The sequence below is a fragment of the Jiella flava genome (assembly GCF_017349315.1).
Taxonomy (GTDB): domain Bacteria; phylum Pseudomonadota; class Alphaproteobacteria; order Rhizobiales; family Rhizobiaceae; genus Jiella; species Jiella flava.
Genome location: NZ_JAFMPP010000015.1, coordinates 107,155 through 126,725, shown reverse-complemented (window position 1 = coordinate 126,725; position 19,571 = coordinate 107,155). Strand labels below are relative to the sequence as shown.

General features: G+C 63.5%; 16 protein-coding genes, 1 pseudogene and 1 riboswitch. Of the genes and pseudogenes, 10 read left to right on the top strand and 7 right to left on the bottom strand.

Features of this window, described 5'->3' with window-relative positions; genetic code table 11:
- Positions 1 to 108: pseudogene (locus J1C48_RS19020) on the bottom strand (flagellin); the annotation flags it as partial.
- Positions 109 to 777: 669 nt separating this feature from the next.
- Between J1C48_RS19020 and J1C48_RS16010 the strand changes: the two are divergent.
- Complete coding sequence (locus J1C48_RS16010) at positions 778 to 2,310, top strand: YifB family Mg chelatase-like AAA ATPase (protein WP_207258998.1); 1,533 nt, start codon at positions 778 to 780, stop codon at positions 2,308 to 2,310.
- Positions 2,311 to 2,419: 109 nt separating this feature from the next.
- On the opposite strand, the gene J1C48_RS16005 is transcribed toward J1C48_RS16010, so the two are convergent.
- The 3 genes from J1C48_RS16005 to J1C48_RS15995 form a co-directional block, all read right to left on the bottom strand.
- Positions 2,420 to 2,557 carry a hypothetical protein gene (locus J1C48_RS16005; RefSeq protein WP_207258997.1) on the bottom strand — a complete coding sequence of 46 codons (138 nt, stop codon included), beginning with the start codon at positions 2,555 to 2,557 and terminating at the stop codon, positions 2,420 to 2,422.
- 723 nt (positions 2,558 to 3,280) lie between these two features.
- Positions 3,281 to 3,622, bottom strand: coding sequence for a hypothetical protein (locus J1C48_RS16000; protein ID WP_207258996.1), 342 nt, complete (start codon positions 3,620 to 3,622; stop codon positions 3,281 to 3,283).
- A gap of 717 nt (positions 3,623 to 4,339) precedes the next feature.
- Positions 4,340 to 4,957, bottom strand: coding sequence for a hypothetical protein (locus J1C48_RS15995; RefSeq protein ID WP_207258995.1), 618 nt, complete (start codon positions 4,955 to 4,957; stop codon positions 4,340 to 4,342).
- Between the two features lie 285 nt (positions 4,958 to 5,242).
- Here J1C48_RS15995 and J1C48_RS15990 point away from each other — a divergent pair, with 285 nt between their 5' ends.
- Positions 5,243 to 6,592 (top strand): DUF2252 family protein, encoded by a 1,350-nt coding sequence (locus tag J1C48_RS15990; protein WP_207258994.1) that lies wholly within the window; start codon positions 5,243 to 5,245, stop codon positions 6,590 to 6,592.
- 42 nt (positions 6,593 to 6,634) lie between these two features.
- Here the strand turns inward: J1C48_RS15990 and J1C48_RS15985 are convergent, their stop codons facing one another.
- Positions 6,635 to 7,678, bottom strand: coding sequence for a glycosyltransferase family 4 protein (locus tag J1C48_RS15985; RefSeq protein ID WP_207258993.1), 1,044 nt, complete (start codon positions 7,676 to 7,678; stop codon positions 6,635 to 6,637).
- The gene (locus J1C48_RS15980; RefSeq protein WP_207258992.1) at positions 7,679 to 8,515 is read right to left on the bottom strand and encodes a UDP-2,3-diacylglucosamine diphosphatase; all 837 of its coding nucleotides are present in this window, start codon (positions 8,513 to 8,515) and stop codon (positions 7,679 to 7,681) included.
- Positions 8,516 to 8,714: 199 nt separating this feature from the next.
- Between J1C48_RS15980 and J1C48_RS15975 the strand changes: the two genes are divergently transcribed.
- The 8 genes from J1C48_RS15975 (at position 8,715) to J1C48_RS15940 (ending at position 18,054) form a co-directional block, all read left to right on the top strand.
- Entirely contained in the window at positions 8,715 to 11,021 is a 2,307-nt protein-coding gene (locus tag J1C48_RS15975; RefSeq protein WP_207258991.1) for an NADP-dependent malic enzyme, read from the top strand.
- A gap of 469 nt (positions 11,022 to 11,490) precedes the next feature.
- A complete protein-coding gene (locus J1C48_RS15970) occupies positions 11,491 to 12,069 on the top strand; it encodes a hypothetical protein (protein ID WP_207258990.1) in 579 nt (192 codons plus the stop codon).
- Between the two features lie 408 nt (positions 12,070 to 12,477).
- A riboswitch (TPP riboswitch) is annotated at positions 12,478 to 12,590 on the top strand.
- A 185-nt stretch (positions 12,591 to 12,775) separates the two neighbouring features.
- Positions 12,776 to 14,611 carry a phosphomethylpyrimidine synthase ThiC gene (gene thiC / locus J1C48_RS15965; RefSeq protein ID WP_207258989.1) on the top strand — a complete coding sequence of 612 codons (1,836 nt, stop codon included), beginning with the start codon at positions 12,776 to 12,778 and terminating at the stop codon, positions 14,609 to 14,611.
- A gap of 5 nt (positions 14,612 to 14,616) precedes the next feature.
- A complete protein-coding gene (locus J1C48_RS15960) occupies positions 14,617 to 15,594 on the top strand; it encodes an FAD-dependent oxidoreductase (RefSeq protein ID WP_207258988.1) in 978 nt (325 codons plus the stop codon).
- Between the two features lie 5 nt (positions 15,595 to 15,599).
- The gene (gene thiS / locus J1C48_RS15955; RefSeq protein WP_210345430.1) at positions 15,600 to 15,788 is read left to right on the top strand and encodes a sulfur carrier protein ThiS; all 189 of its coding nucleotides are present in this window, start codon (positions 15,600 to 15,602) and stop codon (positions 15,786 to 15,788) included.
- Between the two features lie 3 nt (positions 15,789 to 15,791).
- The gene (locus J1C48_RS15950) at positions 15,792 to 16,577 is read left to right on the top strand and encodes a thiazole synthase (protein WP_207258986.1); all 786 of its coding nucleotides are present in this window, start codon (positions 15,792 to 15,794) and stop codon (positions 16,575 to 16,577) included.
- Positions 16,577 to 17,209 (top strand): thiamine phosphate synthase, encoded by a 633-nt coding sequence (locus J1C48_RS15945; RefSeq protein ID WP_207259010.1) that lies wholly within the window; start codon positions 16,577 to 16,579, stop codon positions 17,207 to 17,209. The genes J1C48_RS15950 and J1C48_RS15945 overlap by 1 nt, the downstream gene beginning before the upstream one ends.
- Before the next feature lie 20 nt (positions 17,210 to 17,229).
- Complete coding sequence (locus J1C48_RS15940) at positions 17,230 to 18,054, top strand: hydroxymethylpyrimidine/phosphomethylpyrimidine kinase (protein WP_207258985.1); 825 nt, start codon at positions 17,230 to 17,232, stop codon at positions 18,052 to 18,054.
- Between the two features lie 36 nt (positions 18,055 to 18,090).
- Here the strand turns inward: J1C48_RS15940 and xylB are convergent, their stop codons facing one another.
- The gene (gene xylB, locus J1C48_RS15935) at positions 18,091 to 19,548 is read right to left on the bottom strand and encodes a xylulokinase (protein WP_207258984.1); all 1,458 of its coding nucleotides are present in this window, start codon (positions 19,546 to 19,548) and stop codon (positions 18,091 to 18,093) included.
- Positions 19,549 to 19,571 lie beyond the last annotated feature (23 nt).

Genomic DNA, 19,571 nt, shown 5'->3' with positions numbered 1-19,571 from the left:
GCGGTAGCCGGTCGAGATGCGGGCCTGGGTGTCTTCCAACGAGGAGTTGATCATCTGCAGGCTCTGCAGCGCCGTCATCGCGGAAGTATTGGTGTTGATGCTGGTCATAATCTGCGTCCCATACGCATGTACATCTTGGGAACAGTCCGGATCGTCCGGAATAACGAAACGGCATCATGCCTGTGATCGCTGCGTTTTGATCACTTCGTCATGGGGCCAACATCGCTCTCGGAATCACTCCAATTTCTTAATGAAACAATCTCCCGCCGAACCAAACAGATTCACACCTAATGGAACAAAAAAATTAATCGTAAAATTTTTCTATATTAATGATAGGCGTTTACCATTCGACTTAAGCTTATGAAATCTGAGGTTCGGATTCATCATTCGTTGACCATGAAACGGTGCATCTCCAGCAATTCAGCCGTCACCAGCAAAGCAATCTCGCCGCCGCTCTGCCCCTCTCGCGCCAGACAACCGGCCAGGCGGACATCCCTGAATCGCGCCAACCACAGATCGCGCGCCCAACCCGTTCACACAGGCCCGCAAAACGGCAGCGCGGTTCGACCAATTCTCGTCCTCCGCAACGACCATTGGGTGCCGCCACCTTACACCAGTGCCGCCATTGATGGCACACTGTGACAGGGTGGCGCGGCAAATTCAAGCCTTTTTTGTTCGATAAAAGTTCTTGTTTCATTCCAAATAATATGCTGGGATGAATGTCAGCCATAAACAACCCATAGGCGTCGACGATCGAATTCGAAGGGGATTGGCCATATGGTTTCGCGTGTCAAAACCGTTGCGTTCGAGGGCATCGACGCCGTCCCTGTCGACGTGCAGGTCATGGTTGCCCCCGGTAAGGTCGGGATCCAGATCGTTGGCCTGCCAGACAAGGCTGTCGCGGAAAGCCGGGAGCGGGTTCAAGCCGCCCTCCACGCCTGCGGGCTCTCGATGCCGCCGAAGCGGGTGACGGTCAATCTCGCGCCGGCGGATCTGCCGAAGGAGGGAAGCCACTACGATCTGCCGATCGCCCTCGGCCTGATGGTCGCCCTCGGCGCCGTTCCGTCGGACACGCTGGCCGGCTACTGTGTCCTCGGAGAGCTGTCCCTTGACGGAATGATCACCCCGGTCGCCGGCGTCTTGCCGGCCGCCATGCGCGCCAACGCTCTGGACATGGGATTGATCTGCCCTGCCGAATGCGGCCCGGAGGCTGCTTGGGCCAGTGGCGACATGCCCATCATCGCCGCTCGAAGTCTGATTCAGATCGCCAACCACTTTCGCGGCACGCAAGTGATTGCGCGGCCCGAGCCCGCGATCCGCAGCGCGCCGGCCAATCTCCCCGATCTTGCCGACATCAAAGGCCAAATCGTCGCCAAGCGAGCCCTGGAAGTCGCCGCGGCGGGCGGACACAATCTTTTGATGGTCGGGCCCCCAGGCTCCGGCAAGTCGATGCTCGCCCAACGCTTACCGTCGATCCTGCCACCGCTCGCGCCGCGCGAATTGCTCGACGTTTCGATGATCGCCTCGATTGCCGGCGAATTGACCGGCGGCAAACTGTCTGATCGCCGACCCTTCCGCAGCCCCCACCATTCGGCCTCGATGGCGGCGATGGTCGGCGGCGGCTTGCGAGCTCGGCCTGGCGAGGTTTCGATGGCCCATCGCGGCGTGCTTTTCCTGGACGAATTGCCGGAATTTTCGCCCGTCGTCCTCGACTCGCTGCGTCAGCCTTTGGAGGGCGGCGAAAGCGTCATCGCGCGCGCCAATCATCGCGTGTCCTATCCGGCAAAGTTCCAGCTGGTTGCGGCGATGAATCCTTGCCGCTGCGGAATGGCAGGGGAACTCGGCTATTCCTGCCCCCGCGGTCAGCGTTGTGCCAGCGACTATCAATCGCGGATTTCCGGGCCGCTTCTCGATCGGATCGACCTGCGGGTCGAAGTGCCAGCGGTCGCCGCCACCGATCTGATTCATTCGGTCCCCGCCGAACCATCGCAGAGCGTTCTCGCCCGCGTCGTGGCGGCACGGCAGCGTCAGGCGGAGCGCTATCTCGCACTCGGCCTGCCCGCCGAAACGCTCAACGCCCATTGCGGAGCCAATCTCATCGAGGACGTCGTCGACCTTGGCGGCCCAAGCGTTCAATTGCTGCGCGACGCTGCCGAGAAGATGAAGTTTTCAGCCAGGGCCTATCACAGGATTCTCAAGGTGGCGCGCACCCTTGCCGATCTCGACGAAAGCAAAGCCGTACAGCGCATCCATCTCGCCGAAGCGATCTCCTATCGGATCGCGGGCGATCGCCTTGCAGCGGCGGCGTGAGACGAAGGCCCCATCGTCGAAAGCAGCAGCGGTGAATGGAGAGCCGCTCCAATGGCGACGGCTTGATCGCAGTTCAAACTGTCGAGCGCCCAAAGCGCCGCGTCAAAACCTATTGGAACAGGGAGTTGTCGAGACTTTCGGCCTGTTTCGCCCATTTGCCGCCAGGATCGTTGACCGGCTTGGTCGCGCAAGCCGGCAAAGCGACCAACGACACAAGCAGACCGGCGAGGCAAAGAAGACGGGGCAAGAACGATTCCCTTCGAACGGCTGGAGTAAGCGTTGAACACGGGTCCGGTCTCTCACCATTTGAGCAAGGCAGAACCAAGACCATCGCCAAACTTGTTCAGGAGTCCGACCAATCCTGCGGGGCTGATGAGAGACGGAGGGGCGTCAAGATCCGGCCTGACTCTGGGCCAGGCTGCCCGACGAGGCCATTCGGACAGCTGTGTCGGCACTGGGAGCGCAGCCGGCGAGCGCGCGGCTCGCAACGAAAAGGCTGACCGAAAGGAGAATGTTCATCCGTTTGTTGGTTTTTGCAGCATCGGCCGGAAAATCGGTGTCGATTTTCGGCAAACACGATGCTTAGACCCGGTCAGATCGCGTATTCTTTGTGCGCTCTGTCGGACGCATGGCGCGCTTGCGCCTCGCAACACGGCTCCCTGCGCAATCCGATTGGTGCCGATCGAATTGCCCGCCAAACCTCAAACGCTGCCGGACACGCCGCTCCGCCGCAGACTCCACGGTTCCCCGCCTGTGGCGGCAAGCCGCATGATCGGGTCGCCGGCAATCCAGTCAACGAGTGCAGCGTCGACAAACAATTGCCCCGATCCGTCGCCCGCCCGGATGTCGACGTCGGACTGTGTTGATAAAAGACCTTTAATGTCCGGCGAAGGCTTCTACTTTCCCCGGAGGCGGCCTCGGGCAGCGCGGAACCGAGGGGCACACTGCGCCTTCCGGGGCACGCCCTGCCTCAACGCGGCTCCTGCCCCGGCACGATGCCGGCGGACGGCGTCGAGGCAAGGATCGACGGCGTGCGACCATTGATCAGCGGAATCGCCGAGGCCTTGCCATAGACCCCGCCGATCCCGAACAGCCATGGGATGCCGTTCGAGCCAGTGCGATAGACGATGCGGCCATTGGGGAGCTGGACGGGATAGGCCGCCTCGCGTTCGCGCTCGGAGAGGATGACCCCGGCGCCCCGGTCGCGCGCGCCGTCATCCTGCGCATGCGCAACATGTGCCGGGGCAAAAGCCACGGCGAAAGCGGCCAGAACGGTCGCGGCGCTCAGAGCGGTCAGAGGAGGAGAGATCATTGGCTCGGGCCTTTCGAACGGAGCGATCCAGCATCGGTCGGCTCCAAGATCACCTGATCACGGCAGAACGCGCTCATTTTGGGATTTGACCGGGCACAAGACCGCCGGATGGGGTTGCGCGCTCAAAGTCGGAGGGCGGCTGCGCCGCGCCCCTGTCCGGCACCCCGCCGCCGGCAACGCAGGCGCTGAGGAGAAGAACGGCGAGAATGAGAAGCGGACCTATTCGGCGCATCGAAGCCTCGGTGGTGGTGTTTTGCACACCAACGCGCCCGTGCCGGTAAGGGTTGCGCCAGAAAAACTCACGCTCCCGTCATGTTGCAGCGGGGCGGGTGCCGGCCCGTCCGTCCCGTCCGCCCTCAAAGCAACCGTGGGGAACACGCACAGGCACGGCGCCGAAATTTTGGTATCCAGGACACACAGACGCTTCGCCCGCAGCTTCCGCTGCGAGATCATGGGGCGTCAAAGGCAGAGCCCGCCGCTGCCGCCAAGCCGCAGCGGCGAGGGCGCGGCGACAGCACGACCCTTGCCTTGCCCCAGAGCGCGCGATCCAAGCGGCTTTGCCAAAAGGCAGCCGGATCGGCTCCACCGGCCCAGTCCGACCGATTAGACACACAGCCAGCCGCCCGGCGATCGTCATCGGCCCTGGAGCGCGACTGAGGAGGCCCAAACCGGTCATGCCCGTAGCTGGGGCAGCGCGCCCGGGCGAGCGCCGAGCCGTCACTCCGGGCTGTTGTCCTCCTTGCCGTCGTTACGACGCAAATAGGCGAGCAGCCGGTCGGTCACCGGCCGAGCGCCCCGCGTCGCCTCGCTTGCCGGCGGTTGAATACAGAACATCACGCGCAGCCGTCCCTTCACGCTCCACAAGAACAGGGGAAGGTCATAGCGGCGCATCTTGGTGGCAAGGCCGTAGGTGCGGGTGACGAATTGCCCGCTTGGCCACGTGACGGCCGCAGGCTCGGTGCGTTTGACGAAATGCTCGCGCCGCACCAGCGGATCGTCGGCAAGATCGGCGCGCAGGGCCTTGGCCTTTTGCACCAGCCAAACCTCAAGATCCGACCACGGCATGCGTTTGGGATCAAGCATGAAGGCGGTGTCGATCGGCCAGGAGCCCGGCGGCCGCGGCGGCGCCAGAGCGTAGAGACAGGACAGGTCCGCCGGGCATTCCGCACCGATGCAATCGAAGCGCTGGCCGATCTCCATCACCGCGTCGCTCGCCGGCCCCGCCCGCCAATCGTCAAGGCTCGCCTCGGCGGCAAAGCTTGCCGGGACGAACAGCAGCGCAGCCACCCCCGCAGCCACCAGCACGAACCATAAAGTCCGACACAGTGCGATCATCGGCTCTCACCCCTTTGCGCCATGGGCCGCGATCCCGCCTCGCGCTGCCTTAATGCCGCGAACAGACGGTCGGCGGCGGCCATCACCCGGCAATTTTTCAGATCTGGCTGGAGACGGGCTGACCACGGCGCCACGCCCCCATTTCCAGCGCGTCGGCAGCCGGGCGACCGTGCCTTGAGACCGGCGCGCGTTGCCGCCCGCCAGGCCGCCTCGCCTCCATGCCGCCAGCCTGCGACATCGTCACACGGATCTTGCCACGCCCCCGCCGGGATTTAGGTGTGGCGCATGGACCAGACCGACGATCACCGCCTCGCGCTCATTGCCGACGAACTCGAACGGATCGACGGCGCCCGCCCCGGACGCGACGCGTTGGGGCGCAAGCATCGCAAGATGGCCTCCAATCCATTTCATTTCTTTCGCGGCTCGGCCCAGATCTTCTACACCGATCTGAAGCAGGGCGTGCTGTCCTTGCCGCACGGATTCACCCGCTGGGTCAAACCAACCGCGATCATCGGCGATTGCCATATGGCAAATTTCGGCTTCGTCACCGAAAAAGGCTCCCATGGCGGGCTGGTGGTGTTTGTGCCGAATGATTTCGACGATGCCTGCATCGGCCATGCGGCCTGGGATCTGGCGCGGTTCGTGACGAGTATTTTCCTCGCCTGCCATTATGCGCACGGAATTCTCGACGGCCGCTACGAGACCGACGAATTCGACGATCTTTCCGGCCTTCAAGCGCCGTCGGACAAGCATGAGACCAGGGCCGCGCGAGGGTTTCTGGAAGCCTATCGCGAGACGGTCGAGGCGATTGCGGAAAACCCCCGTCTGCGCCGCTCCGTCCGCTCCGGATTTGCCAAACACCATGTCCTCGCCAAGGGGCTGAAGAAGGCGCGCAAACGCTCGATCGGCGGCAAGAAATTCTATACCAAGAGCACGCTCGGCAAGGCGGTTCACGTCGCGCCCGCAGGGCTCTGCTTTCGCGATCGGCCCGGCCGCTACAAGCGGCTCGATGCGGCCCGCCACGCGACGATCCAGTCGGAGTTCCGTCCCTATGTCGACGACGAAATCCTCGACATTGTCGAGCGTCTCGGCGCCGGCACCGGCTCCGTCAATGTCGAGCGCTATTATCTGCTTGTCGGGCCGCGGGGTGCCTCGACCGAAGCGGAGCTTTCCCTGTGCCACGTCGTCGAAGTCAAGCAACAGCGAGCCGCCGCGCCGCTGACCCACTTCGCCGAAATTGATCCGCGCAATCGGCTGTCGCCGGCGCATCTGACCGTCGATCTGCAGCGGCTGATGCAGCGCGAGCCGGATCTCTTGCTCGACGCCGTGTCCTGGAATGGCGCGCAGTGGCTGGTGCGCTCACGCCATCATGCCCGCTACAGTCTCGACCCAGAGGAGATCTGCCTCGGCGACAAGCCGGGCAAACGGCTGAAACAATATGTCGAGGTCTGCGGCGAAACGCTGGCGCTCGCTCATGCCCGAAGCGACCACCGATCCACCGCCTTCGAAACGGCGATCGCCTCGCGCATCATCGATTCCGGCGAGGCGCTGATCGAAACGGCGCGGGCCTATGCGGCCCGGGTCATCGCCGATCACACCCTCCTGGAGCGCCATCTGCTCAATCCGGCGGGTTAAGATCGGCGGGGAACAATCCGTCGGCGCCGGATGCGCCGACGATCAGGCCGCCAGCGATGCGTGGGTGATGGTCGGCTCACCCCGGCTGATCGTCCCAAACGCATGGCCGAGGAAGATATCGGCGCAGGCTTCCCAGTTATAGGCGTGGGAGCGACAGATCGCGGCCTCGCGGTCGAGCAAAAGCGCCCGCAGGCAAGCCTCGCGCAGATCTTCGGAAATCACCCCCGCGCCGGAATCGGCGATCACGTCGTTCGGACCAGGCTCCGGAAAGGCCGCAAGCGGCACGCCGCAGGCCAGCGCTTCGATCAACACATTGCCGAATGTGTCGGTCTTTGAGGGAAAGACGAAGACGTCGGCGGAGGAATAATAGCGGGCGAGCGCGTCGCCCGTCTGCAGGCCGGCGAAATGCGCGTCGGGATAGCGCGCGACGAGGCTGGCCATCGACGGCCCGTCGCCGACCACCAGCTTGGAACCGGGCAGATCGAGATCGAGAAAGCCCTCGACGTTCTTTTCCGGGGCCAGCCGTGAGACGGTCAGGAAGATCGGCCGCGGCAGATTCAGCGCGATCGGCTCGCTCGGCCGGAAGATGTCGCGATCGATGCCCCGGGTCCAGGTGACGAGATTGCGGAACCCCATCGGCTCCAATTGCCGGCGCATCGATTCGGTCGGCACCAGACATGCCGTTGCGGCGCCGTGGAACCACCGAAGCACTTTGTAGGTCAGCCGCTCTGGAATCGGTGCGCGCTTGCGCAGATATTCCGGAAAGCGAGTGTGCAGACTGGTGGTAAAGCCGATGCCGCGCCGCACACAGGCCCGGCGCGCGGCAAGGCCGAGCGGCCCTTCCGTTGCAATATGGATTGCATCGGGATTGAAGGCATCCATCAACCGCGCCATGCCCCGGTTGCCGGTCAAAGCCAGGCGAATTTCCGGATACGTCGGGCAGGGAACGGTCCGAAAATCCTGCGGTCCGACGACTTTGACCTCAAAACCCCGATCCCTGAGTTCGCGGACCAGACTTGCCAGGGTCCGCACCACACCATTGATCTGCGGATGCCAGGCATCGGTCACAATCAGAATTTTCTGCATTCAGGCTGCCTCGGTCGGGCGCACGATCTGCGCTTGCTCAGGCACGATGCGGGGAGCGGCCGCTTTCTTGTGATCATGGGTCCGGACAACCTCGCTCCAGCGAATGAGCTCGAAGGAGCCGTCATAGCGCTCGGCGATCGCCGTGCAGCTCTCGACCCAATCACCCGTGTTGACATAGCTGACATCGCCGAACTCCGCCAGCTGCGCGTGATGGATATGTCCGCAGATGACGCCATCGCAGCCCATGCGGTGGGCCTCTTCGGCCAGGGCTTTTTCGAACGCCCCGATGAAGTTTACCGCATTCTTGACCTTCAGCTTCGCCCAGGAAGAGAATGACCAATAGGGAAAGCCAAGCCGGCGACGGATGGTGTTGAACACCAGATTGATGGCGATCGCCGCGTCATAGGCCCAGTCGCCGAGATAGGCGATAATCCGAGCATTGCGCACCACGACATCGAATTCATCGCCATGCATGACAAGGAAGCGCCGGCCGTCGGCGGTCTCATGCACATCGTTGAGCTTCACCTCGACGCCGCCAAAATGGCGGCCGGTAAAATCGCGCAGGAATTCGTCGTGATTGCCTGGAATATAGATGATCGTCGACCCCTTGCGGGCCTTGCGCAGGAGTTTCTGGACGACGTCATTGTGGCTCTGGGGCCAGTTCCACGAGCGCTTCAGCCGCCAACCGTCAACGATATCGCCGACCAGATAGACCTTTTCCGCGTCGTGGTACCGCAAGAAGTCGATCAGCATTTCGGCCTGCGACGCCTTGGCGCCGAGATGGGTATCGGAAATGAACAGCGTCCGGAAATGACGTGTCGCCGCCTCGTCAGTCATGGTCTGCAGCCTCGCGCTACAATTGTCCGCCTATCTGATGCTACGTTGCCAATGCCCCATGCGCATTGCATTCATGTGACGCGCCCCAAAACCGGCAGGGGATTTTCGCGGTGAAGAGAGTTTTCCCTCCTTTAACGACCGGTTAAGACGAGCGTGAACGAGCCCGCCGGGCGCAGATGCGATCACGTAAGGATAACTGATGGCCCCCCATCCATACCTGGACGGCGAATCGAAGACCAGTGATCTCGACGAGCAGGCGCTGTTCTTCCACCGCTATCCAAAACCCGGCAAGCTCGCCATTCACGCCACCAAGCCGCTTGGCAACCAGCGCGATCTCGCCCTCGCCTATTCGCCCGGCGTCGCCGCGCCGTGCCTCGAAATCGCCCGCGAGCCGGGGCTGGCCGCCGACTACACCAGCCGCGCCAATCTCGTCGCGGTGATTTCCAACGGCACCGCCGTCCTCGGCCTCGGCAATATCGGACCGCTGGCCTCCAAGCCGGTGATGGAGGGCAAGGCCGTCCTGTTCAAGAAATTCGCCGATATCGACGTCTTCGACATCGAGGTCGACGCCTATGAGATCGACCATTTCTGCCAAGTCGTCGCGGCGCTGGAGCCGACCTTCGGCGGCATCAATCTCGAAGACGTCAAGTCGCCGGAATGTTTCGAGATTGAGGCGCGGCTGCGCCGGGACATGGCGATCCCGGTCTTCCACGACGACCAGCACGGCACCGCGATCATCGCCGCAGCGGCGGTGCGCAACGGGCTGCGGCTCGCCGGCAAATCGTTGGAGGAGGCGAAGATCATCGCGTCCGGCGCGGGCGCGGCGGCGCTTGCCTGCCTCAATCTCCTCGTCTCGCTCGGCGCCAAGCTCGAAAACATTCTCGTCACCGATAAGGACGGCCTCGTCTATAAGGGCCGCACGGTCGCCATGGACCGGTGGAAGGACGTTTATGCGCGCGACACGGAGCTGCGCACCCTGGAAGAGGCCTGCGAAGGCGCCGATATCTTCCTCGGCCTGTCCGCCGGCGGCGTCCTGAAGCCGGAATACCTGGAAAAGATGGCCGACAAGCCGCTGATCCTGGCACTCGCCAATCCGGTGCCGGAGATCATGCCGGATCTCGCCCGCAAGGTTCGCCCCGACGCGATGATCTGCACCGGCCGCTCGGACTTTCCGAACCAGGTCAACAACGTCCTCTGCTTTCCCTACATCTTTCGCGGCGCGCTCGATTGCGGCGCCACCGGCATCACGGAGGGCATGAAGCAGGCGGCGACCGATGCGATCGCCGAGCTCGCCCGCGAGGAAGTCTCTGAAGTCGCGGCCAAGGCCTATGGCAGCGAGACGCCGGTGTTCGGACCGGACTATCTGATCCCCTCGCCCTTCGATCCGCGGCTGATCCTGAAGATCGCCCCGGCGGTCGCCAAGGCGGCTGAAAAGGACGGCGTCGCCAACCGGCCGATCACCGACATGGACGCCTATGTCGAGAAGCTGAACCGCTTCGTCTTCCGCTCCGGCATGATCATGAAGCCGATCTTCCAGATTGCCCGCAACGCCGGCAAGCGGGTGATCTTTTCCGATGGCGAGGACGAGCGGGTGCTGCGGGCCGCCCAAGTGCTGATGGAGGAGAAGGTCTGCGTGCCGATCCTGATCGGCCGCCCCAACGTGCTGGCGAGCCGGCTCGAGCGCTACGGCCTCAAAATCCGCCCCGGCACGGATTTCGAGGTCATCAACCCGGAAGACGACCCGCGCTATCGCGACTATGTCGACCACTATTTCCAAAAGGTCGGGCGCAAGGGCGTCAGCCCCGATACGGCCCGCACGGTGATGCGCACCAACACCACGGTGATCGGCGCCGTGGCCGTCGCCCGCGGCGAGGCCGACAGCCTGATCTGCGGCCTCGAAGGCCGTTTCCCCCGCCATGTGCGCGACATCTCGCAGGTGATCGGCATGCGCCGGGGAGTGAAGAAGCTCGCCGCCATGAGCCTTTTGATCATGCAGGATATGACGAAGTTCTTTGTCGACACCTACGTTCAGCGCGATCCGAGCGCCGAGGAACTGGCTGAGATGACCCGGCTTGCCGCCGCCGAGCTGCGGCGCTTCGGCATCGATCCAAAGGCCGCCCTCGTCTCGCATTCGAATTTCGGCAGCGACGACACAAGCGACACGATCAAGCTGCGCAAGGCGCTGGAAATGATCCACGCCGAGATGCCAAATCTCGAGATCGACGGCGAGATGCATGGCGACAGCGCCCTGTCGGAGGCGATCCGCAAGCGCACCATGCCGGATTCGACGCTCGCCGGCGAAGCCAATCTCTTGATCTTCCCGACCCTCGATGCGGCCAACATCACCCTCAATGTGGTGAAGTCTCTGACCGACGCCCTGCATGTCGGCCCGATCCTCCTCGGCGCGGCCTCCCCGGCCCACGTCTTGACGCCCTCGGTCACCTCCCGCGGCGTCGTCAACATGGCCGCGATCGCGACAGCCCAGGCGATCGGCCTGGAGGGGTGAGGGGTGAGGGGTGAGGGGTGAGGGGTGAGGGGTGAGGGGTGAGGGGTGAGGGGTGAGGGGTGAGGGGTGAGGGGATAAAAGGACGGTAAATCACCCCGCCATTAAAGAGTCAAAATGGAAGGCGACAAAAAACTTCCACAAGATCGCAACAAAAATGCTTCTCGACGCTTCAGAGTTTTGGGGTCAAGTCGTGCGCCCCTGCGCGTCGGCTCTGCCGTGGACACGACAAAATTGCAACAACGCCACGCCGAATTGCTAATCGGTTTGTAAATGATTGCATTCGATTAGAACCGCCACGGAAATTCATGACCTTAGAGAAAGTGCCGACAGGGCTTGACGACGAAACAACCTAGATTTCCAGCTTGACTCAAGCCTAGAAATATATAATATCAACCATGAGTTTAATTACCCGTATTGATATGGAAAATCAAAGCGGACAAGGCCGTTGCGACATGCATTACGTTGCAGGATGTCAAATATCAAATATATTTTTTCGATTATAATATTATTATTTGCAATTTTCTTGATTGAATTAATTGAAATGTCGGGAGTCAATGTAATAAATCTCCTGATTTTAATTTGGAGAGATGCATGCGATACAGTGTGGTCATCTACTCATATCGAATTCTGGATACAGACGCTATCGGGCGACTGGTCGCCGGACAACAGGTACAACGTTGGAAAAGGAGAATTCTTATGCTCTAGCGTCCTCGCGATTGCCCTAAACATCGGAACGATAGCCTGGATTTTTGCATGGCTACGCAAGATATGGACCTTAACCAAAAGAAGCGGTTCAATGCGAATTTTAACAGCCCTCCACCATCGCGACTTAATAATCCAAGTTCGGATTATGAATCTAATTAGAGACAGAATGGAAAGAAAGCAGAACTTTACGTCGGAAGATTTGGTACCATCCATCGAAAAAGCTTTTGGTGAAGCTGCGGCAGACTGGGAAGAAAAATACCTTCCCAATTTTTTTGGCAATGACGTAGCGAATTTTGTAATTGAAGATCTAAGAAGAGAAAAATACCCATCAAATTCGCGATGAAATTTCTAACTATTCCAAAAGGTAGACCGCGATGGACGACTGTCAAAAAAATTTATTGAAATTTATTGTAAAAAATTCTATAGAAATAGAACTAGAAAGAAAAATTGGAGATTCCAATCCGCATTTTTCAGAAAATGATATCCGGAAAATTAGATCGGATTCTTTGTTTAAAAAAATCGATTATTTTGCTAGAAATGAAATAAAACCTCCCCCCGGAGAAGATTGCATAAAAAGAATTATAGAATATTTCATCACGGGATGTAACTAGTCTCATTTTTGCATATTTTGAGAGATCGTATTTTAATGCCGTCTGGCGTTTCTTAGATTCACGAGTTTGCGAGGCCAAGACGCCAATACGAGACGGCCAAAACAAGACGCTTGACCCCGCCCCCGTCTCTGCTAACTTCCGCACCATCCAAGGGGAGTTCCGGCAAGGAACTGAGAGGCCGCTATCGATTGCGCGGCGACCCGTTGAACCTGATCCAGTTCACACTGGCGTAGGGATGGAAGAAGGCCGCATCCAAGGCCGCCGGCGGGATCTCGTCCCGAACATGGCGGTCAGCGACCGGAAGCCGCAAAGCTTCGGCTTTGTCGATCTGGGGGCCCGCCTCCACGCTTTCGGCCACGCAGCAAAGACGCGAGCCGCTTTTTCGATCGCCGATCGACAGAAACTGGATCTCCAACGCTGTGTCGAAGGAGCTCCACGATGAATGACCTCTCCCCGATCGTCACGCCGACCGTGACCACCGGCCCGCTGCCCGCCTCGCGCAAGATCTATCTCGCCGGCACCGCCTATGCCGATATCCGCGTGCCGCTGCGCGAGATCGCCGTGCATCCGACCGCCGGCGAGCCGCCGGTCGTGGTCTACGACGCCTCCGGCCCCTACACCGATGACGCCGTCGCGATCGACATCGCCAAGGGTCTGCCGCGCCCGCGTGAGGTCTGGGCGCTCAGCCGCGGCGACGTCGAGGCCTATGACGGGCGCACCGTCCGCCCGGAAGACAACGGCAATCTGCCGGCCGCAAAACTCACCCCCGCCTTTCCCGTCGCCCATCGCCCGCTGCGCGCCAAGCCAGGGCGCGGCGTCACCCAGCTCGCTTATGCGAAAGCCGGCATCGTCACGCCCGAGATGGAGTTCGTCGCGATCCGCGAGAACCTCGGCCGGCAGGCGCTGCAAGCGGCCGCCGCGCGCGATGGCGAGCCCTTCGAGGCCGCAATCCCGGATGTCATCACCGCCGAATGGGTGCGCGAGGAGATCGCCTCCGGCCGGGCGATCATCCCCGCCAACATCAACCATCCTGAACTCGAGCCGATGGCGATCGGCCGGAATTTCCTGACGAAAATCAACGCCAATATCGGCAATTCCGCCGTCACCTCGTCGATGGCCGAAGAGGTCGACAAGATGGTCTGGGCGATCCGCTGGGGCGCCGATACGGTGATGGACCTGTCGACCGGCCGCAACATCCACAACATCCGCGACTGGATCATCCGCAACGCCCCCGTCCCGATCGGCACCGTGCCGATCTATCAGGCGCTGGAAAAGGTCGACGGCATCGCTGAAAACCTCACCTGGGAGGTGTTTCGCGACACGCTGATCGAGCAGGCCGAACAGGGCGTCGACTATTTCACCATCCATGCCGGCGTGCGGCTCTCCTACATTCCGCTCACCGTCGAGCGGGTCACCGGCATCGTCTCGCGCGGCGGCTCGATCATGGCGAAATGGTGCCTGCATCACCACAAGGAGTCGTTCCTCTACGAGCATTTCAACGAGATCTGCGACATCTGCCGCGCCTATGACGTCTCCTTCTCGCTCGGCGACGGCCTGCGTCCCGGCTCGATCGCCGACGGCAACGACCGCGCCCAGTTCGCCGAGCTGGAGACCCTTGGCGAACTGACCAAGATCGCCCGCGCCAAGGATTGCCAAGTGATGATCGAGGGCCCCGGCCACGTGCCGATGCACAAGATCAAGGTGAATGTCGAAAAGCAGCAGAAGCTGTGCGGCGACGCGCCCTTCTACACGCTCGGACCGCTCGTCACCGACATCGCACCGGGCTACGACCACATCACCTCGGGCATCGGCGCGGCGATGATCGGCTGGTTCGGCACGGCGATGCTCTGCTACGTCACGCCGAAGGAGCATCTGGGCCTGCCTGATCGCGACGACGTCAAGGTCGGCGTCATCACCTACAAGATCGCCGCCCATGCGGCCGATCTCGCCAAGGGTCATCCGGCGGCGCAGCTGCGCGACGATGCTTTGTCCCGCGCCCGCTTCGAGTTCCGCTGGGAGGATCAGTTCAACCTCTCGCTGGATCCCGAAACCGCAAGACTCTATCACGACGAGACGCTGCCGAAAGAAGCCCACAAGGTCGCTCATTTTTGTTCGATGTGCGGGCCGAAATTCTGCTCGATGCGGATTTCCCACGACATCCGCTCCGAAGCCCAGAAGGAGGGCATGGAAGCGATGGCGGCGAAATATCGCGACGGCGGCGACCTCTATCTGCCGGCCGAGGTGGCGGCGGAAAACGCCGAGCCGGCGGAGTAGGCCCGATGCAGGTCACGGTCATCGGAGCCGGCGTCGCCGGCCTCACCACCGCCCTCACCCTCGCCGAGCGGGGCGCGGCGGTGACGCTTCTCGAACGCTCGGCGAGTCTTGGCGACAACGCGGCCTCGTGGCTCGCCGGCGGCATGCTGGCGCCGTTCTGCGAGGCCGAAACCGCCGATCCGGCGATCATCGCCCCCGGCCTTGCCGCGATCGACTGGTGGAACGCCCGCGTGCCGAACGTTCAGCGCGGCGGCACGCTGGTCGTCGCCGCCGGCCGCGATGCCGGCGAGCTCAAACGCTTTGCCCGGCGCACGACGGGCGGCGAAGCGCTCGAAGCGGACGCCATCGGGGCGCTCGAAGCCGATCTGGCCGACCGCTTTCGCCATGGCCTCTATTATCCCGCCGAGGCGCATCTCGACCCCCGCGCGGCGCTGCAAGCGCTCGCCGATCGGCTTGCAGCGCACGGCGGCGTGCTAACCTTCGGTGCCGCCACCGAGCCCGAGAACGCCGCTGGCGACGTCGTCGTCGATTGCCGCGGGATCGCCGCTGGCGCGCCGGCGCTACGTAGCGTGCGCGGCGAGATGCTGGTGCTCCTCTGCCCGGAGGTTCGGCTGCATCGGCCGGTGCGGCTCCTCCATCCGCGCATCCCGGTCTATGTCGTGCCCCGCGAAGGCGGCCGCGTCATGGTCGGCGCCACCATGGTCGAAAGCGACGCCGCCGGCCCGGTGACCTTGCGCGCCGCGGTCGAACTGATGAACGCCGCCTATGCACTGCATCCGGCTTTCGCCGAGGCGGAAGTGGTGGAAATGCGGGCCGGACGCCGCCCGGCCTTTCCCGACAATCTGCCCCGCGTTGCCCGTAACGGCCGGATCGTCTCGGTCAACGGGCTCTATCGTCACGGCTTCCTGCTCGCGCCCGATTGCGCCGCCCGCGCCGCCGACCTCGCGCTCGGCACTGCTAAAGTCTCGGAGATCGCCGCGTGAAGATCATGCTGAACGGCGCCCCAACCGACATTGCCGCAAAAACCCTCGCCGACGCGCTGGCCGAGCTCGGCTACGACGACGGCCCCTTTGCCACCGCCCTCAACCGCGAATTCGTGCCCGCCGGAGAGCGTAGCGCGACGCCGCTTGAGGACGGCGACGCGGTCGAGGTGATCGCCCCGATGCAGGGAGGCTGAGCGATGCAGATCTACGGACAGACCATCGCCAGCCGGCTGATGCTCGGCACGGCGCGCTATCCCTCGCCGGACATCCTCAAACGGGCGATCGAAGCCTCCGGCGCCGAGATCGTCACCGTCTCGCTGCGCCGGGAGGCCGCCGGCGAGCGGGCCGGCCGGAAATTCTGGGATATCGTGCGCGAGACCGGCGTCAAGGTCCTGCCCAACACCGCCGGCTGCCATTCGGTGCGCGAGGCGGTGACGACGGCGCAGATGGCCCGCGAAGTGTTCGGCACCAACTGGATCAAGCTGGAGGTGATCGGCGATGCCGACACGCTGCAGCCCGATCTCTTTGGCCTTGTCGAGGCAACACGGATCCTTTCTGACGACGGCTTCGCGGTGCTCGCCTATACGACCGAAGACCTCGTCGCCGCCGACCGGCTGGTCGAGGCAGGCTGCCGGGTGCTGATGCCCTGGGGCTCACCGATCGGCTCGGCCCGCGGCCTCAACAATGTCTACGGCCTGCGGGCGATGCGGGCGCGCTATCCCGATCTGACGCTGATCGTCGATGCCGGGCTCGGCGTGCCCTCACATGCCGCGCAGGCGCTGGAGCTCGGCTACGACGGCGTGCTGCTGTCCTCGGCGGTCGCGCTCGCCGGCGATCCCGTGGCGATGGCGTCGGCGTTCAAGCTTGCGGTCGCGGCCGGTCGCCTCGCCTTCGAGGCCGATCCCCTGCTGCCGCGGGACATGGCCGAACCCTCGACGCCCGTTCTCGGTCAGGCCACCCTCGGCGGAGCAGCCCTTCAATGATCCGGCTCGACCCCTTCTATCTGATCGTCGACAGCGCCGACTGGATCGACCGGCTGGTGCCGCTCGGCGTCAAGCTGGTGCAGCTCAGGATCAAAGACCGCCCGCACGCCGAACTGCGGGCCGAAATCCGCCGGGCGCGCGCGACCTGCCGCCGGCATGCCTGCCAGCTGATCGTCAACGACTATTGGCAGCTCGCCATCGACGAGGGCTGCGACTTCGTCCATCTCGGCCAGGAGGATCTCGCCGTCGCCGACGTCGCGGCGATCCGGACAGCAAGGCTGAAGCTGGGCCTGTCCACCCATGACGAGGCGGAGCTGGCGACCGCCTTGGCCGCCAAGCCCGACTATGTGGCGCTCGGACCGATCTGGCCGACGATCCTCAAGGCGATGAATTGGGCGCCGCAGACGCCGGCCCGCCTTGCGGCCTGGAGGAAAGCCATCGGCGACGTGCCGCTGGTGGCGATCGGCGGCGTCACGGTCGAGCGTCTGCAGCAGGTCTTCGCCAAGGGGGCCGACAGCGCCGCCGTCGTCACCGACATCACCCGCAACGCCGATCCCGAAGCCCGCACACGGCAGTGGCTCGCCGCAACGCGCACCTATCTCGGGGATGAAGCGGCGGCGGACCGGAGCTGAAGGTCTTCGCGACAGCCCAGATGGCAAACACCGATCCAAACCCCGAGAGCGCACGCGCCGGCCGACCGGTGATCCTGGCGATCGGCGGCACCGATTCCTCCGGCGGCGCCGGGCTTGCGGCCGATATCCGCACCGCCAGAGATCACGGCATCGCCGCCCGGCTCACGGTGACGGCGGTGACGGCGCAGAGCGATCGGGCAGTCGGGCAGGTCTTGACGATGCCGCCGGCGCTGGTCGGCGAGCAGGTCGCATTAGCACTCGAAGACGGCCAGGTGGCCGCCGTCAAGATCGGCATGCTCAGCGATGCCGCGGTGATTGCGGCGGTAGCCGAGGCGCTCCGGGGCTACACCGGCCCGATCGTCCTCGATCCGGTGATCGCGGCAAGTTCCGGCGGACTGCTCCTCAGCGAGGCCGGCCTCGATGCCCTGATCGCGGTGCTCGTGCCACGGGTTACCCTCGTCACGCCGAACCTGCCCGAGCTTGCGATCCTCGCCGCCCGCCTCGGCGTCATGCAGCCGGACGCGGCAGGGACCGCCGATGACCACACCCAGCATGCGACCGGTGTCTCAGCCTTGCTCACAACCGGCGTTCGGGCGGTTCTCGTCAAAGGCGGCCACGCCGGCGGCGCCGAGGCGGTCGACACGCTGTACCGAAGCGGAGAGCCAAACCCCTTCAGCCTGCCCGCGCCCCGCCTGAATGCGTCGCTCCGCGGCACCGGCTGCGCACTCGCCAGCGCCATCGCCTGCCGCCTGGCGGACGGCGATGCGCTGGAGGACGCCTGTCGCATTGCCAAGACCTATGTCGGTGGCCTGCTTGCCGCCGCCGCATCGCCGGCATCTCGCTGACAGCACTGCGGCAAGACCGCCCCGCTCCGCTTTGCTTCAGCCGGCCATCACGCCCTTCACCGCCGGATAGAGCGCCTTGTAGCGCTGATGCGCCTCACGATAGGCGGCGACCTTCGCGCTCACCGGCTGGTAACTCTCGGCGATCGGCGGCTGGGTGAAGATCGTCTTCGGATCCGCGCCGGTCTTGGCCGCCAGCCCCAGGCGCGCCGCGCCGAAGGCCGCGCCGAAATCCCCAGCCGCCGGCAGCACGATTTCAGTTTCGAGCACCGTCGCCATCAGCTCCAGCCAATAGGCCGAGCGCGATCCCGCCCCAACGGCGATCAACCGGTCGGGCTTCGGCGCCTCGCCGGCCGCGTCGAGACAGTCGCGCATCGAATAGGCGACGCCCTCGAGCACCGCGCGGGTTATCGCCTCGCGGTCGGTATCGGCTTCGAGCCCAGCGAGAACGCCGCGGATCTCGGCGTCGTTGTGCGGCGTGCGCTCGCCGGAAAGGTAAGGCAGGAACATCAGCCGGCCGGGATCGGCGAGATCGTCGTCGAGTTCGCCGGTCAGCGCTGCCGGCTCCTCGCGCAAGAGCTTCGACAGCCAATCGACGCAGCCGGCCGCAGACAGGGTTACGCCCATCTGATGCCACAGGCCCGGAATGGCGTGGCAGAAGGTGTGGAGCGCGGTCGCGGGCACCGGGTCATAGCCGGCCGTCGCGGTGAACAAAACGCCGGAGGTGCCAAGCGACAGAAAGCCGGTGCCGGGCTCGGCGACGCCCACGCCGCAGGCCGAGGCGGCATTGTCGCCGCCGCCGCCAGCGACCACGATGTTCGGCTTCAGGCCGAAGGTCTCGGCCAGCAGCGGCCGCAGTTGACCGGAAACCTCGGTGCCTTCGACGAGACGCGGCATGTGCTTTTCGGTGAGGCCGGTGCGAGCGAGCATGGTGTGCGACCAGGCGCGCTTGCCGGTATCGAGCCAGGAGGTGCCGGCCGCGTCCGACATCTCGGAAACCGCTTCGCCGGTCAGCCAAAGCCGCAGATAATCCTTCGGCAACAGCACGCAGCTCGTCATGGCGAACAGCCGTGGCTCGTTGGCGCGCATCCAGGCGAGCTTCGGCGCGGTAAAGCCGGGAAACACGATATTGCCGGTGACCGCCCGCGCCTCGGCGTCATCGAGCGCCTTGGCCTCGGCATGGCTGCGGGTGTCGTTCCACAGGATGCAGGGTCGCAGCACCTTGCCGTCTTCGCCAAGCACCGTCGCGCCATGCATCTGGCCCGACAGGCCGATGCCCTCGATATCGGCGAACGCCTTCGGCTCCTTGGCATGCAATTCGTGCAGCGCCACCTCGCAGGCGACGATCCAGCTTTGCGGATTTTGCTCCGACCAACCGAAATTCGGCCGCTCCACCGTCAGCGGCACGGAGACCGACGCGATCACCGACTGGTCTTCGCCGATCAGCAAAGCCTTCAGCGACGAGGTTCCAAGGTCGAGTCCGAGATAGGTAGCCATAGTCGTTGAGGTCCCTTTCAGCC

Bases quoted from the DNA above. Each gene is read 5' to 3' on its own strand.
- thiC (WP_207258989.1), top strand. From the start codon at position 12,776: ATGAATGACCTCTCCCCGATCGTCACGCCGACCGTGACCACCGGCCCG.
- J1C48_RS15960 (WP_207258988.1), top strand. From the start codon at position 14,617: ATGCAGGTCACGGTCATCGGAGCCGGCGTCGCCGGCCTCACCACCGCC.
- J1C48_RS15940 (WP_207258985.1), top strand. From the start codon at position 17,230: ATGGCAAACACCGATCCAAACCCCGAGAGCGCACGCGCCGGCCGACCG.
- thiS (WP_210345430.1), top strand. From the start codon at position 15,600: ATGCTGAACGGCGCCCCAACCGACATTGCCGCAAAAACCCTCGCCGAC.
- J1C48_RS15980 (WP_207258992.1), bottom strand. From the start codon at position 8,515: ATGACTGACGAGGCGGCGACACGTCATTTCCGGACGCTGTTCATTTCC.
- J1C48_RS16010 (WP_207258998.1), top strand. From the start codon at position 778: ATGGTTTCGCGTGTCAAAACCGTTGCGTTCGAGGGCATCGACGCCGTC.
- J1C48_RS15985 (WP_207258993.1), bottom strand. From the start codon at position 7,678: ATGCAGAAAATTCTGATTGTGACCGATGCCTGGCATCCGCAGATCAAT.
- xylB (WP_207258984.1), bottom strand. From the start codon at position 19,548: ATGGCTACCTATCTCGGACTCGACCTTGGAACCTCGTCGCTGAAGGCT.
- J1C48_RS15950 (WP_207258986.1), top strand. From the start codon at position 15,792: ATGCAGATCTACGGACAGACCATCGCCAGCCGGCTGATGCTCGGCACG.
- J1C48_RS15970 (WP_207258990.1), top strand. From the start codon at position 11,491: ATGTCAAATATCAAATATATTTTTTCGATTATAATATTATTATTTGCA.
- J1C48_RS15990 (WP_207258994.1), top strand. From the start codon at position 5,243: ATGGACCAGACCGACGATCACCGCCTCGCGCTCATTGCCGACGAACTC.
- J1C48_RS16000 (WP_207258996.1), bottom strand. From the start codon at position 3,622: ATGATCTCTCCTCCTCTGACCGCTCTGAGCGCCGCGACCGTTCTGGCC.
- J1C48_RS15975 (WP_207258991.1), top strand. From the start codon at position 8,715: ATGGCCCCCCATCCATACCTGGACGGCGAATCGAAGACCAGTGATCTC.
- J1C48_RS15995 (WP_207258995.1), bottom strand. From the start codon at position 4,957: ATGATCGCACTGTGTCGGACTTTATGGTTCGTGCTGGTGGCTGCGGGG.